Genomic DNA, 12,477 nt, shown 5'->3' with positions numbered 1-12,477 from the left:
ATACAAAAAAACTCCCTCTAAATTAGAGACGAAGTTTTACTTCGTGGTCCCACTCTAAGTTATAATCACTTTAGTGATTATAAAGCCACTCTTTCAAGCACAGCGCTATGCTCTATCCCTATAACGGGGGAATCCCGATGCAGCCTACCCAAGTCACATTAAAATAAATAACAGTTAATATACTTGTTATTTATTTTAGTACGCCTAATTCGGTGCACAACTCCAAAGGGCACTTCATATAAGTTTTCCGTAAGAATCTTCTCAGCTATAGACTCTCTCTCTGTAAGTTTTTCTTATATTACTTTCCTTTTTCACAGTATTTCCTAGTATTTTAGTATGAATTACTTTTCTTTATTATATTGTATGCTTAACCTTAAAATATGTCAACACTATTTTAAGGTTTTGAAAATCATGAAAATTATTGAAGATTATGTAGATTGAAATTTATTGAATATTATTTTTCTCAGTATAGGCAGTAGATATTTATAATTTCCTATAAACATATAAAAAAAAAACTGTTAGAATAAACTAACAGTTAAACCTTAAAAAATAGAATCCTTTAAGTATTTTGAAGTAACAGTCCCTACCTTTTGACTTTGTTTTATCACATTCTCAGAAAAATCATACCCAAGAGCTACATTTCCACAAGCAAAGATTCCAGCAATATTAGTTTGTGAATCCTCATTTAACTCAATTTGACCTGTTGCTGAATTAATCACTATTTTTGCTTGTTTTGCTAATTCATTATCAGGATATAATTTTACAGATAAAAGTAGAGCATCACAAGGAATATATTCTTCACTTCCACCAATAACTTTATCATTATTATCTAGCTTTACTAAAGTAACACCCTCAATTCTGCCTTTGCCTTTAATATCAGCGACCTTATGTTTTGTTCTTAAAGGTATATTAAAATCATTTAACAAACCACCTAGTCTTTTATCACTTGCTTCAATAAAGTCTTTACTTTCTACTACAGCCTTAACATTAGCCCCTTCAATTGAAAGTCTACTTGCCATAGTTAATGCAATATCTCCCGTGCCCAAGATAACTATTTCTTTTCCTGGCATATACCCTTCTATATTTACAAATTTCTGTGCAGAACCAACTGTATATATACCTGCACATGTACTACCTGGCAGATTAGAAAATCCTCTTGGTCTCTCTCTGCACCCCGTGGCAATTATTATAGCTTTCGCTGCAATTTTAAAAACTCCGCCTTCAGCATTTACTACATTCATTTCTTTATTATTGCTTATACTTAAAACCGTTGTATCTAATTTATATGAGATATTTAACTTGTTAACCTTATCTATAAATTTTTGTATAAACTCTGGACCTGTCAAATCTTCATTAAAAACATTTATACCAAATCCATCATGAATACACTGATTTAAATTCCCGCCTAATTGATTTTCTCTTTCTAAAATCAAAATTTCACTTTCATAGTGTTCTTTAGCTGAAATAGCAGCTGCAAGGCCTGCTGGACCTCCTCCAATTACTACTATGTCATATTGCTGCATTACATACCCTCCAATTACAAGGCATCTTAAAAAATCACTAGTTAAAAACCCAGTATATTTTTTTGGGCTACCTAATATTAAAATTTGATGATTCATTATAAATAAACGTAAAAACCCGTGAAAATAATTTCACAGGTTTTGTTTGGCAGGGGTAGTAGGACTCGAACCTACAACCAATGGTTTTGGAGACCACTACTCTACCAATTGAGCCATACCCCTTTATTGCGTATAAAATTTTTAGAAAATGGCAGGGGTAGTAGGGCTCGAACCTACGGCCAACGGTTTTGGAGACCGCTACTCCACCAACTGAGCTATACCCCTAAAATACATTCAAATCATACCATGTATTTTTTTAAAATGCAAGTCTTTTATATTTTAACTTATTAAGAAACACAGATTAATCATATAATTCACACTCTGCGCTTCCTAATATTTATTTTTATGATTTGCAAATTACTCCACTTTAAAACCAGCAGCCTTTACTTTTGCAACGATGTCATCAAAATTATCGGTCTCAAGTCTCACAACGATTTCTTTGACCTCAGTAAGACTTTTGGGATCAATGACTACAAAACTAATTATATCGCCTTTATTTTCAGTTATTATTTTTGAAAGCTTAGAAATCTGACCTTGAATATCATAAGCTATAACCCCTAATCGTTTTCCCTTATCAAGACCAAACAATTCAGTAAATTGATGAAATATAGCATGATGTGTAACTATGCCCTTAAAATTACCATTGTTATCAACTACGGCAACGAAGGAAACACTCCTTGTCTCTAAAAAATGAGCTGCTTCTTCTGCCTGTTGCATTGGATTAATAATAGGCACATCAGTCCTCATTACATTTTCAACTATAAAATCTGATAACAAGCATTTTTTCTCAAGACAATTTTCATAATAATAAGTATAAATCCGTTCTTTTGATATTGAACCAATAAATTTATTACCCTCAGCCACTGGTATTGATAGAAAATTATTTTCTTCCATAATTTCTAAAGCTTTACCTATAGTCACCTTTGGTGTTACCATAATTAATTTTTCTTTTAAGAGCATCAAATTATTAACAAACATTATTTTCCCCTCCTTAATAGGTATATAAGCTATTATACATTATTTTAGAATTTAAGTATAAACAATTGTTTTTAATTTTACAAATATAATTAGTAAAAATAAATCTATATATTACAGGTAATATTCTAGATTTCCTTTTCTTTTTTTATTTTATAGGATAAAATATCTAGTGAGGTGAAACTTATGGAATTCGTAGTAACTACAGTAGATGAAACTTATAAAATAGGTGAGCAAATAGGTATGCTTGTAAATTCAGGTGACATAATCTGCTTAATTGGTGATTTAGGTACTGGTAAAACTCATTTAACAAAGGGAATTGCAAAAGGCTTAGAGATTGAAGACCATGTAACAAGCCCTACATTTACAATTGTAAATGAGTATACAGGTCGTTTAAAATTATATCATTTTGATGTATACAGGGTAAATGATCCCGACGAAATAGAAGCTATAGGCTTTGATGAATATATATTTAGTGATGCAGTTAGCATAATTGAATGGGCTAATTATATTGAGGAATTGATTCCCCCAAATAATTTAACCATCACCATAGAAAAACTCCCCGAATTTGGAGATAATTACAGGAAAATCAGTTTTATATATTCTGATAATAGATATGATTATATAAAGGAGATAAAAATATGAAAATTTTAAGCATAGATTCTGCAACAGCAGCAGCAACATGCGCAATCCTTGAGGATGAAAATGTGCTTGGCGAAATAACCTTTAATTATAAAAAGCAGCACTCTTTAATACTTATGCCAATAATTGATAAATTATTTAATAACACTGGGATGTGCATAAATGATATTGATGCCTTTGTAGCCTCAAAGGGGCCTGGTTCCTTTACAGGTCTTAGAATAGGGCTTGCTACAGTTAAGGGTCTCAGCCAAGGTACAGATAAGCCATTTGTAACTGTATCTACTTTAGATTCCTTAGCATACAACCTAGCATATACAGATGGGGTTATTTGTCCCATATTAGATGCGCTACGAGATAATGTTTATACCGCCTTATATACTTTTGATAATCAGGAATTAATCCGCACAAGTGAATATATGAATATTTCTATAGATGAATTAATAACCATGCTTAAAGAAAAAAATTGTGCTATATCATTTGTAGGAGATGGGGTTCCAAAATTCAAAGAAAACATCATAACACATTTACCTAAGGCTAGGTTTGCTCCAGCGCATTTAAATTTAGCTAAAGCCTCATCTCTTGGAGAATTAGGCCTTAAACTTTTATCTAAGGGAGTTTTCGATGATATATATGCATCAGTGCCTATTTACCTTAGGAAACCACAAGCTGAAAGAGAATATGAAGAAAAAATGAGGCAAAAGATTAATGAATAGCGATTTTAAAATTTTTTCAATGGATAGTTCATCTATTAAATCTATACTCAACATTAGTGAACTAAGCTTTCCTATTTCATGGAGTTTTGAATCCCTACAAAGTGAGTTAGATAATAAATTTGCTAGATATGTTGTTTTAAAAAAGGGCAATTCTATAGTAGGTTATGGTGGAATGTGGTTAATCATAGATGAGGCCCATATTACTAATGTTGCTGTTCACCCAGAGGCTCGTGGTCATGGTGGTGGTGACATGATTGTAGAAGCTTTATTTAGAATATGTAGGAAACAAAAGGTTTCTGCAATAACCTTAGAGGTTAGAAAATCAAATTTTCTTGCCATAAACTTGTATGAGAAATATGGCTTTGAAACAGAAGGCATTAGACGCCATTACTATGAAGATAACGGTGAAGATGCAGTAATTATGTGGAATCGAAACCTATAACATATTTTAAGAAAACTAACAAATAAACGGATACCTATAAAATAGGTACCCGTTTATTTGCTAGTTCTCTTATTTTCTATCAATAATCCTTTGACTATCTTTGTATCTTTGCTCTATATGTTCTTTGTGAAGTATAGGCGAAACACTCTTATATAAAGCTAACGTCATTGCTGATATAATTACTCCTTTAAATAAATTGAAAGGAATAATCATCCATATAACAAAAGAATTTAAATTTTTAATATTAGGATTTATAATTGCTCCTGCTCCTACTACCATACTTGTCTTGAATCCTAATACTGTTTCATATAAAGGTAATATAACAAAATAATTTAATATTGCTGCAAATAGTGACATACAAACTACTCCTGTTAGAAGTCCAACAACAGCTCCACCTTTACTTTTTCGAACTTTATATATATATCCAGATACGAATACTAAAACTGCCCCTACTAGAAAATTTGCTAATTCTCCCACAAATGCTGTTTTTGTTGCTAACAATCCATGCAATATATTTTTAAAGAGTTCAATAGTAACCCCTGCTATCGGACCTAATGCAAAAGCACCGAGTAGCGCTGGTAGGTCGCTAATATCAATTTTTAAAAACTCTGGAAACATCGGAAGCGGTAATTCAATGTACATTAAAAGAAAAGCCATAACAGATAAAAGTGAAATTTTGATTAGTTTAATAAGTTTTTCGTCTCTCATTTTTATACCCCCTAATTGAATATGTCTTCTAGGGATGGATATAATAAAAACCCTGACATAGAACTATGTCAGGGCGAATTCACATATATCACATCTTCTTTTATCCAGACTTTACTGTCGGCTTCGGAATTAAACCGAATCTGCCTTTCGGCTCGCGGGCTTTACCGCCGGTGGGGAAATTCGCCCCGCCCTGAAGATTATCAAATTTTATTTTATAATATAATTATATATACATTTTACGTAAAAAGCAATATCTAAATTATATATTTTTCATTGACAATGATATCCTTTTTCTTTTCTCATCAACTTCTAGCACACTAACCTCAACTATATCTCCAACTGTAACTACATCTAATGGATGCTTTACAAATTTATCTGATAGCTGGCTTATATGTACTAACCCATCCTGATGAACTCCAATATCAACAAAGGCTCCAAAGTCAGATACATTTCTTACCGTACCCATAAGTTTCATTCCTGGTTTAAGGTGCGACATCTGAACTACACCTGTTTTTAATAGTGGTTTAGGTAATTCTTCTCTTGGATCTCTGCCTGGTTTTTTGATTTCTTTAATAATATCTCTAAGAGTTGGAACACCTATTTCTAAATCTTTTGCTAGTTCATTAAGGCTAATACTTTCCACTCTCTGATCTAAATCTTTAAAATTCAAAGATTTAAGTTCCTCTTTTGAATACTTTAAGAAACCCAATAATTTTTTTGTTGCAACATATGACTCCGGATGAACTGAGGTATTATCTAGAAACTCTTTGCTCTCCATTACTCTTAAAAATCCAGCACATTGTTCATACGCCTTGGCACCTAATCTTTTCACTTTTAGTAATTCTTTTCTAGCTACGAACTTACCATTTTCTTCTCTATAAGCTACAATATTTGTAGCTATAGCAGCATTTATCCCCGATATATAAGATAATAGTGAAGGTGTTGCAATATTAAGATCTACCCCAACAGCATTAACGCAGTCTTCAACTACTCCTTTTAAGGATTCATCAAGTTTTTTAGGCGCTACATCATGTTGGTATTGTCCCACACCAATAGCCTTAGGATCTATTTTTACAAGTTCCACCAGTGGGTCTTGTAGTCTACGCCCTATGGAAATAGCACCTCTAATGGATACATCTATGTCTGGATATTCTTTAGATGCAAGCTCTGATGCAGAATATACTGATGCCCCAGCTTCTGAAACTATAACATAGTACAAATCTTTTGAACATTCCTCTTTAAGTTCTTTAATTATCTGAGCTAAAATTTCTTCTGACTCTCGACTTGCTGTCCCATTACCTAAGGATATCACTTCTACATTGTGTTTTTTTACTAAGGCCTTAATAATACCTATAGATTTTTGAACACCATCTTTACTTCCTGCAGTAGCATATACTGTAGCTATGTCCAAAACCTTACCTGTGTCATCTAACACTGCTATTTTACACCCAGTTCTAAACCCTGGATCAAATCCAAGTACTACCTTCCCTTTTATAGGTGACTGCATTAAGAGAGCCTTTAAATTAGCCTTGAAGATTTCAATAGCTCCTATTTCACCTTTTTCTGTGAGCTCTGACCTTATTTCTCTTTCAATTGAAGGAAATATAAGTCTTTTTACTGAATCAACTATACTAAGTTCTATATACTTATCAGTTTCCTTATTACCTTTTAAACATTTAGCTCTTAAGTAATCAGTAATTTTATCATTATCAGCTTTAATTTTCACAGAAAGTATCTTGCTATTTTCGCCTCTATTTATAGCAAGAATTCTATGAGGCGGAATAGATTTAACTCCCTCTTTATACTCATAATACATTTCAAATGGTGTAGTTTCATCACAGCTGCCCTTAGTCTCTACAATTCCTTGATTATGTACCAGTGCCCTAATCCATTTTCTATAATCAGCCTCATCTGAAATCATTTCACTTATAATATCTCCAGCACCTTGAAGCGCATCTTCCGAAGTCTTCACTTCTTTTTCTTCACTTATAAATTCCTGCGCATACTCGTTTATTTCACCTTTAAACTCACCACTGAAAATAGTTTCAGCAAGGGGCTTTAACCCTTTTTCTATTGCAATAATAGCTCTAGTTCTTTTCTTTGGTTTAAAGGGTCTATAAATATCCTCTATTTCTGTTAAGGTTTCACATTTATTTATTGATCCTTCAATTTCCTCTGTTAGCTTTTCTTGTTCCCCAATAAGACGTATTACATCTGTTTTTCTTTCTTCCAAATTTCTAAGATATATAAGTCTCTCTGTGAAATTTCTTAGGACTATATCGTCAAGTCCTCCCGTCCTCTCTTTTCTATATCTAGCAATGAAAGGAACCGTATTCCCTTCATTTAATAATTGGATTACATTTTCGGCCTGTTCCCTAGTTATTTTAAATTCACTAATTAATCTACTTTCTATATTTTCCATATTTCTCAGCTATCCGTTTAAATCACACTAAAATAAATAACTCTTTGTTAATAATTTATTTAAAGGTGTCTAAATAGCCAATCCTCCTCTCATAATTTATAATTTTAATTTAAGCCACAAAATTAACATAATTAATCATACCCCAAGTTCAATACTCATATCTATATAAAAGATATAAATTTTTAGGAGAAATATATGAAAAAGTTAATATGCTCTTATTTTTTATCCACTTGTCTTTTACTATTTTTCTACAGTTCACATATATATTATACCCTATATAGATTCAATCCTACAAATGTATACCAAAATATTAAATACATCTCTTCTGACCAATTTAAAGGAAGGTTACCTGGGACCTTAGAAAATGCAGAAATTGCTACCTATATTAACAGTGAATTTAAAAATAGTGGATTAAAACCCTATAAAGGTAGTGAATTTCAAAACTTCAAAGTCCTGTATCCTAAGAAAATTAGTAATAGTCCATATTTGAGGGTTTTAGATGTAAGCGGAAATATTGTAAAAACCTTTATTTATAGCAAAGATTTCAAAGAAGATATGTTAAACTTTAAAAGCAATAATTTAACGTTTAGCAAAAGCAATGTTAAAGTAGCAAAAGAAAGCTATATTAAAGTTACTACCGAGGGCGGCCCCTTTATATTGTTTGTTCCGAAAGATAATGACCTATCTTTTAGAAGTTCATTTATGTACGATTCCAGTTATAACATGTATATTATGATTACTAAAGAGACGCTTACAGAACTTAAAGATTTATTAGCTAGAGACTGTACAATTGATTGTTTTATCCCCTATATAGTCTCAGAAGCCAGTGTAACTAACGTTATGGGGTATTTAGAAGGCAGGGATATATCTATGCCCCCAATAATTGTTTCTGCACACTTTGATCATATAGGTACAGATTTAAATGGTACTATATATAATGGGGCTTTAGATAATGCATCTGGTCTATCTTTTATGCTTGAGATGAGTAAGTATTTAACTTCTCTTGGCAAACCTGATAGAAGCATTCTTTTCTTAGGCTTTAATGCAGAAGAATTTGGATGCTTAGGTTCAAACGCATTTATTGAAACCTACAAAAGTGATATAAAGGGTAGTAAAGTATTTAACTTTGATATGATTGGAAGTAATAATGCTGTTCCACTATGTATTATGGGTGGAAAAAAAGATACGGATAAAACACCTTTTATAAAATCAGTTTCAAATACCTGCAAAACCGGAAAAATATTTTTTAATTATCTTTTTGAAGATGCTAGCGATCATGAAGGCTTTAGGAAAGAAAACATTGATGCTATAACTTTTTGTGACAATGATATGACGCGAATTCACACACCCAAAGACACTTCTAAATATATAAGCTTAGACTCTATAGACAGATGCTATGATGTAGCCTCTAAAGAGATTGTAAAATATACTTTCAAAAATAACTTTATTATTATCTATTATAAAGAATGCACCTTAATTTCTATAATTGGGATTTTAATATTTTCAGTATTTTATAAAAAAAAATCTAATTCCAATGGCAAATTAAATTGAGCTATACATGCTTCATTGTAATGAATATTTAAAATTCGAACATAAAAAAGATGATTTCTGTAATACAGAAATCATCTTTTTAATTAAAGATATATCTTTCAAATTTATTTTTTTATAAAGAGTCCGTTTAAGTGAAATTCATTTTTATATTATTAGTATATTTAAACAAATTCTATGCTTTTGCTACAACCGGCTTTGAATACGATTTAAACATCATAGCTGATGTATAAATAATAACCACTACAACAAGCCATTTCAATATGTCAAGTGGTAAGGATTTTACAATATATGCTGCGATAAGTACCGCTATTACTCCAAATACCGTTATTGCCATAGAAGCTTTTCTATCATAAGCTCCTTCTTTAACAAACTTAACGGAAGCTGCTGGCATTAAGAATGCGCAAGAACCCATCATAATCGGAAAGGCAATTGCTGGGCTTAATCCAAGCGCAAATACAAGTGCCATACATGGAGCATAAAGGCCTATTCCAAGTGTCATTAATGCACCCAGTATAAAGTTAGCTACAACAGCAAATATTAGTTTTCCTCCAGTAAGACCAATTGCGTCTCCTCCAGCAGGAAATATGTTTAATTGTTGAAGAATCATAATAAGTGCTACAACTAGTAAAGCAACTCCCATTGCCAATTGAATTTTCTTTACATCCAACTTAGCAACATATCCTGCTCCAAGAATCGCTCCTATTGTTGCTGCGAAAAGCATAAAAATAAGTGTAATTGGATCTACTTTTATTACTGTAATAAAAATAAATGCTTCCAATACTACTGGAATTGTGCATGATACATTTAATGTTCCAGGCATTGTTCTATCATTTGTAAGTTTAAATTGTTTTAATAATGCAGTTGTAGGTGCAAAACTACCAATCCCTAGAGTATCAAAGAAATTGGTGGCAAATCCTACAGCTCCTGTGGCAAAAAAACTTGGTTTTTCTAGTCTGTTTTCCTTTGATGCTAAGATATAATCCTTAATAAAAATCATTGAAAAATAAAGAGTTAAAAGACCTAGTACTGATAATACGGCAAATAACATTATAAATTCCTCCTTTTTCTAATTAAAATGCAACTAAATATTCATTATATTTATAGTTTAAATCCATATTTTAAAGGGTCTTCTTCGTCAATAACAAATTGATTAAATCCAGTGATGTACGCGCTACCTGTTATTTCTGGAATGATACCTTTAAATTCCCCAACTTGTACTTCTGAAAGTACTTTCCCTTTAAACATAGTCCCAATAATACTCTCATATATGAATTCTTCATTCTTCTTCAAATGTCCCTTTGCATACAAATATGCAAGTTTAGCACTTGTTCCTGTTCCACAAGGGGATCTATCCACTTGTCCATCTCCGAATACTACTACATTTTGAAGTGTAGCCTTTGGATTTTTAGCAGGTCCATATATTTCAACCAAATCTACAGTATTTATATGTGGAAGTAATGGATGTTGTACTGGAACTGCTGCATTAATTGCATGTAAAATTTTTATGCCAACTTCACATAGTTTATTTGCATTTTCAGGACAAATATCAATATCTAGCTCAGTAGCTTTAACTAGTGCAAAGAAACTTCCACCGAAAGAAATATCAAAAGTAATTTTTCCTAATTCCGGAATATCTAATTCTACATTTTCCTTATAAAGAAAAGAAGGTACATTCGCTATAGAAACTTCTTTTACTCTTCCATCTTCTACTTTTACTTTTGCTTTAACTAGTCCTGCTGGTGCTTCTAGTGTTAGATTTGTATATGGTTCAACCATTGGAATCATTCCAGTTTCTACTACTACCGTCGCAGCTCCAATAGAACCATGACCGCACATATTTAAATATCCGCCACCGTCCATAAAGATAATTCCAAGATCTGCTTCTTTCATTGTTGGAGCAGTAATAATGGATCCAAACATGTCATTATGGCCTCTCGGTTCAAGCATAATTGCTGTTCTCAAATAATCTAAATGTGTTTCTAGATATTCTTTTTTTTCAGGCATAGTATTTCCTGGAATTACAGGTACTCCACCAGTTATAATTCTTGTTGGTTCTCCCATAGTATGTGAGTCTACTGCATTAATCATCTTCATTGCTTTCATGATATATACCTCATCTTTCTATTCATTTTAAGTTTTATAAGTGCAAATGTTTTTAAATTTTCTATTATATAGAATGTTTTTATAGGAATGTCTCAAATTAAATTTAGAGACATTCCTATATTTTTAATTAAATCATCATTTTAGAAGTTATTCATACCCTATGCTGTGCTAAACTTCTGAAATGTGAATTAAACTTTTGCTGCATACTCAAAAGGTAATGGTACAATTTTTCCAGCTGATGGTATCGCTACAAGTTGTAACAGTGTAGCTTTTAATATACCAGTTTGCATTTCTTTATCATTTGGTGCTCCAGCATTTGCTCCCATTGGAACAAGTGGTGCAACCGCTCTTGGTGTTCCAGCCTGCCTAACTACTGGTGGCAATGCTGCAATAATGATGGTAGGAATCCCTGATTCCTCTATCGCTCTCTGTACAAGTACAGCAGAACGGTGACAAGTTCCTCAGCCAGCTGTTAATACAACTGCATCTACACCTTCAGCTTTTAGTAACTTCGCAATGGCAGGACCAGTTTCATTTTTAAACTTATCTTGGTTTCCGCCGCCGCCCATAAATCCATAATGCATTGGAGCAATTTCTTTTATAAAACCTTCAGCTGCAAGTTCTCTTAATCTATCAATAGGGAACATACAATTTATATCTTTGTTTACGTCTCCGTTGTCATATCCACCATGAGATACCATTAAATCATTAGTATTTGTATTACCTGGCACTGCTCTAAATGTGAAATCTCCTGCTAAATTAAATCTTTTATCCGATTTTAAATGAACTCCAGAGGCAGTTGCAAAAGCAACTCTCATTTCATTTAATGGCTTTGTTACTGGTGTCCAAACTGGTGGGGGTGTAATTGGTACAAATATTTCTGATTGCATACCTTTAACAGTTGTTAAACTCATTATGCTTTCCCTTCCTTTCTACTTCTTATTTCTATATTGCTAACATATTTTTCGTTAGGCTCCTGCGCAAGAACCTCAATAAAGCTCATTCTAAAACCCACTTCCTGACCTACCTGCACAGGATAATCTGTAATAAGCATCCTCATTGGTATCTTCATAAATCCCAATCTTCCTTTTAGATCAATTGAAACACATCCATCGTGCACTTCTACAATAACTCCGTACATTTCTATTATCTTATCGCCGTATTTCATTGTATCTCCTTACTTCGTTGAATATTTTTCTAATCTTTTCTTGCTTTCTGGAATTGAAGTTTCATTCTCTACTCTTTCAATAGAAAGCGCATATGATTTTTCAATAGCTTCAAGATTACTTTCCTTTACATTTG

12 protein-coding genes, 2 tRNA genes and 1 riboswitch are annotated in these 12,477 nt (G+C 32.4%); of the genes, 4 read left to right on the top strand and 10 right to left on the bottom strand.

Annotated features, from left to right (window positions below; genetic code table 11):
• Window positions 1–542: 542 nt before the first annotated feature.
• The 4 genes from KPL51_RS03575 to KPL51_RS03560 all read right to left on the bottom strand — a co-directional run bounded on the left by KPL51_RS03575 (window position 543) and on the right by KPL51_RS03560 (window position 2,597).
• Window positions 543–1,523, bottom strand: coding sequence for an NAD(P)/FAD-dependent oxidoreductase (locus tag KPL51_RS03575; RefSeq protein WP_216157475.1), 981 nt, complete (start codon window positions 1,521–1,523; stop codon window positions 543–545).
• 143 nt (window positions 1,524–1,666) lie between these two features.
• Window positions 1,667–1,742, bottom strand: a tRNA-Trp gene (locus tag KPL51_RS03570).
• A 26-nt stretch (window positions 1,743–1,768) separates the two neighbouring features.
• Window positions 1,769–1,844: transfer RNA gene (locus tag KPL51_RS03565), tRNA-Trp, on the bottom strand.
• Between the two features lie 132 nt (window positions 1,845–1,976).
• Complete coding sequence (locus KPL51_RS03560) at window positions 1,977–2,597, bottom strand: CBS domain-containing protein (RefSeq protein WP_216157471.1); 621 nt, start codon at window positions 2,595–2,597, stop codon at window positions 1,977–1,979.
• 183 nt (window positions 2,598–2,780) lie between these two features.
• On the opposite strand from KPL51_RS03560, the gene tsaE reads away from it, so the two are divergent.
• Genes tsaE through rimI form a run of 3 tightly spaced genes read left to right on the top strand, consistent with a single transcriptional unit; the run spans window position 2,781 to window position 4,391 of the window.
• The gene (gene tsaE, locus KPL51_RS03555; protein ID WP_216157468.1) at window positions 2,781–3,239 is read left to right on the top strand and encodes a tRNA (adenosine(37)-N6)-threonylcarbamoyltransferase complex ATPase subunit type 1 TsaE; all 459 of its coding nucleotides are present in this window, start codon (window positions 2,781–2,783) and stop codon (window positions 3,237–3,239) included.
• Window positions 3,236–3,949 (top strand): tRNA (adenosine(37)-N6)-threonylcarbamoyltransferase complex dimerization subunit type 1 TsaB, encoded by a 714-nt coding sequence (gene tsaB, locus KPL51_RS03550; RefSeq protein ID WP_216157464.1) that lies wholly within the window; start codon window positions 3,236–3,238, stop codon window positions 3,947–3,949. Before tsaE ends, tsaB begins: the two co-directional genes overlap by 4 nt.
• Window positions 3,942–4,391 carry a ribosomal protein S18-alanine N-acetyltransferase gene (gene rimI, locus KPL51_RS03545; protein WP_216157461.1) on the top strand — a complete coding sequence of 150 codons (450 nt, stop codon included), beginning with the start codon at window positions 3,942–3,944 and terminating at the stop codon, window positions 4,389–4,391. Before tsaB ends, rimI begins: the two co-directional genes overlap by 8 nt.
• A gap of 69 nt (window positions 4,392–4,460) precedes the next feature.
• Here the strand turns inward: rimI and KPL51_RS03540 are convergent, their stop codons facing one another.
• Both KPL51_RS03540 and KPL51_RS03535 read right to left on the bottom strand, forming a co-directional pair.
• Window positions 4,461–5,099 carry an ECF transporter S component gene (locus tag KPL51_RS03540; protein WP_216157458.1) on the bottom strand — a complete coding sequence of 213 codons (639 nt, stop codon included), beginning with the start codon at window positions 5,097–5,099 and terminating at the stop codon, window positions 4,461–4,463.
• A gap of 88 nt (window positions 5,100–5,187) precedes the next feature.
• Window positions 5,188–5,301, bottom strand: a riboswitch (FMN riboswitch).
• 57 nt (window positions 5,302–5,358) lie between these two features.
• Complete coding sequence (locus tag KPL51_RS03535; RefSeq protein ID WP_216157455.1) at window positions 5,359–7,521, bottom strand: Tex family protein; 2,163 nt, start codon at window positions 7,519–7,521, stop codon at window positions 5,359–5,361.
• Between the two features lie 195 nt (window positions 7,522–7,716).
• Here KPL51_RS03535 and KPL51_RS03530 point away from each other — a divergent pair, with 195 nt between their 5' ends.
• Entirely contained in the window at window positions 7,717–9,072 is a 1,356-nt protein-coding gene (locus KPL51_RS03530; protein ID WP_216157452.1) for a M28 family metallopeptidase, read from the top strand.
• Between the two features lie 172 nt (window positions 9,073–9,244).
• Here the strand turns inward: KPL51_RS03530 and KPL51_RS03525 are convergent, their stop codons facing one another.
• From KPL51_RS03525 to KPL51_RS03510, 4 genes are all read right to left on the bottom strand, one after another.
• Window positions 9,245–10,120: a sulfite exporter TauE/SafE family protein gene (locus tag KPL51_RS03525; RefSeq protein WP_216157449.1), complete on the bottom strand. Its 876-nt coding sequence runs from the start codon at window positions 10,118–10,120 to the stop codon at window positions 9,245–9,247.
• 50 nt (window positions 10,121–10,170) lie between these two features.
• Window positions 10,171–11,175 (bottom strand): proline racemase, encoded by a 1,005-nt coding sequence (locus KPL51_RS03520; protein ID WP_216157446.1) that lies wholly within the window; start codon window positions 11,173–11,175, stop codon window positions 10,171–10,173.
• A 188-nt stretch (window positions 11,176–11,363) separates the two neighbouring features.
• Window positions 11,364–12,089: a D-proline reductase (dithiol) protein PrdB gene (prdB, locus tag KPL51_RS03515; protein ID WP_216157443.1), complete on the bottom strand. Its 726-nt coding sequence runs from the start codon at window positions 12,087–12,089 to the stop codon at window positions 11,364–11,366.
• Window positions 12,089–12,343, bottom strand: a complete 255-nt coding sequence (locus KPL51_RS03510; protein ID WP_216157440.1) for a CBO2463/CBO2479 domain-containing protein — start codon at window positions 12,341–12,343, stop codon at window positions 12,089–12,091. Before KPL51_RS03510 ends, prdB begins: the two co-directional genes overlap by 1 nt.
• Window positions 12,344–12,477: the final 134 nt, after the last annotated feature.

It is taken from the genome of Clostridium bowmanii, assembly GCF_018861315.1.
Classification (GTDB): Bacteria; Bacillota; Clostridia; order Clostridiales; family Clostridiaceae; genus Clostridium_AD; species Clostridium_AD bowmanii.
Note: the sequence above shows the minus strand (reverse complement) of the source record. Positions and strands in the feature narration are given on the sequence as shown.

What these genes read in the sequence shown, in the direction of transcription:
- rimI (WP_216157461.1), top strand. Translation starts at nt 3,942, where the DNA reads ATGAATAGCGATTTTAAAATTTTTTCAATGGATAGTTCATCTATTAAA.
- KPL51_RS03510 (WP_216157440.1), bottom strand. Translation starts at nt 12,343, where the DNA reads ATGAAATACGGCGATAAGATAATAGAAATGTACGGAGTTATTGTAGAA.
- KPL51_RS03525 (WP_216157449.1), bottom strand. Translation starts at nt 10,120, where the DNA reads ATGTTATTTGCCGTATTATCAGTACTAGGTCTTTTAACTCTTTATTTT.
- KPL51_RS03520 (WP_216157446.1), bottom strand. Translation starts at nt 11,175, where the DNA reads ATGAAAGCAATGAAGATGATTAATGCAGTAGACTCACATACTATGGGA.
- tsaB (WP_216157464.1), top strand. Translation starts at nt 3,236, where the DNA reads ATGAAAATTTTAAGCATAGATTCTGCAACAGCAGCAGCAACATGCGCA.
- KPL51_RS03575 (WP_216157475.1), bottom strand. Translation starts at nt 1,523, where the DNA reads ATGCAGCAATATGACATAGTAGTAATTGGAGGAGGTCCAGCAGGCCTT.
- KPL51_RS03540 (WP_216157458.1), bottom strand. Translation starts at nt 5,099, where the DNA reads ATGAGAGACGAAAAACTTATTAAACTAATCAAAATTTCACTTTTATCT.
- KPL51_RS03560 (WP_216157471.1), bottom strand. Translation starts at nt 2,597, where the DNA reads ATGTTTGTTAATAATTTGATGCTCTTAAAAGAAAAATTAATTATGGTA.
- KPL51_RS03535 (WP_216157455.1), bottom strand. Translation starts at nt 7,521, where the DNA reads ATGGAAAATATAGAAAGTAGATTAATTAGTGAATTTAAAATAACTAGG.
- KPL51_RS03530 (WP_216157452.1), top strand. Translation starts at nt 7,717, where the DNA reads ATGAAAAAGTTAATATGCTCTTATTTTTTATCCACTTGTCTTTTACTA.
- tsaE (WP_216157468.1), top strand. Translation starts at nt 2,781, where the DNA reads ATGGAATTCGTAGTAACTACAGTAGATGAAACTTATAAAATAGGTGAG.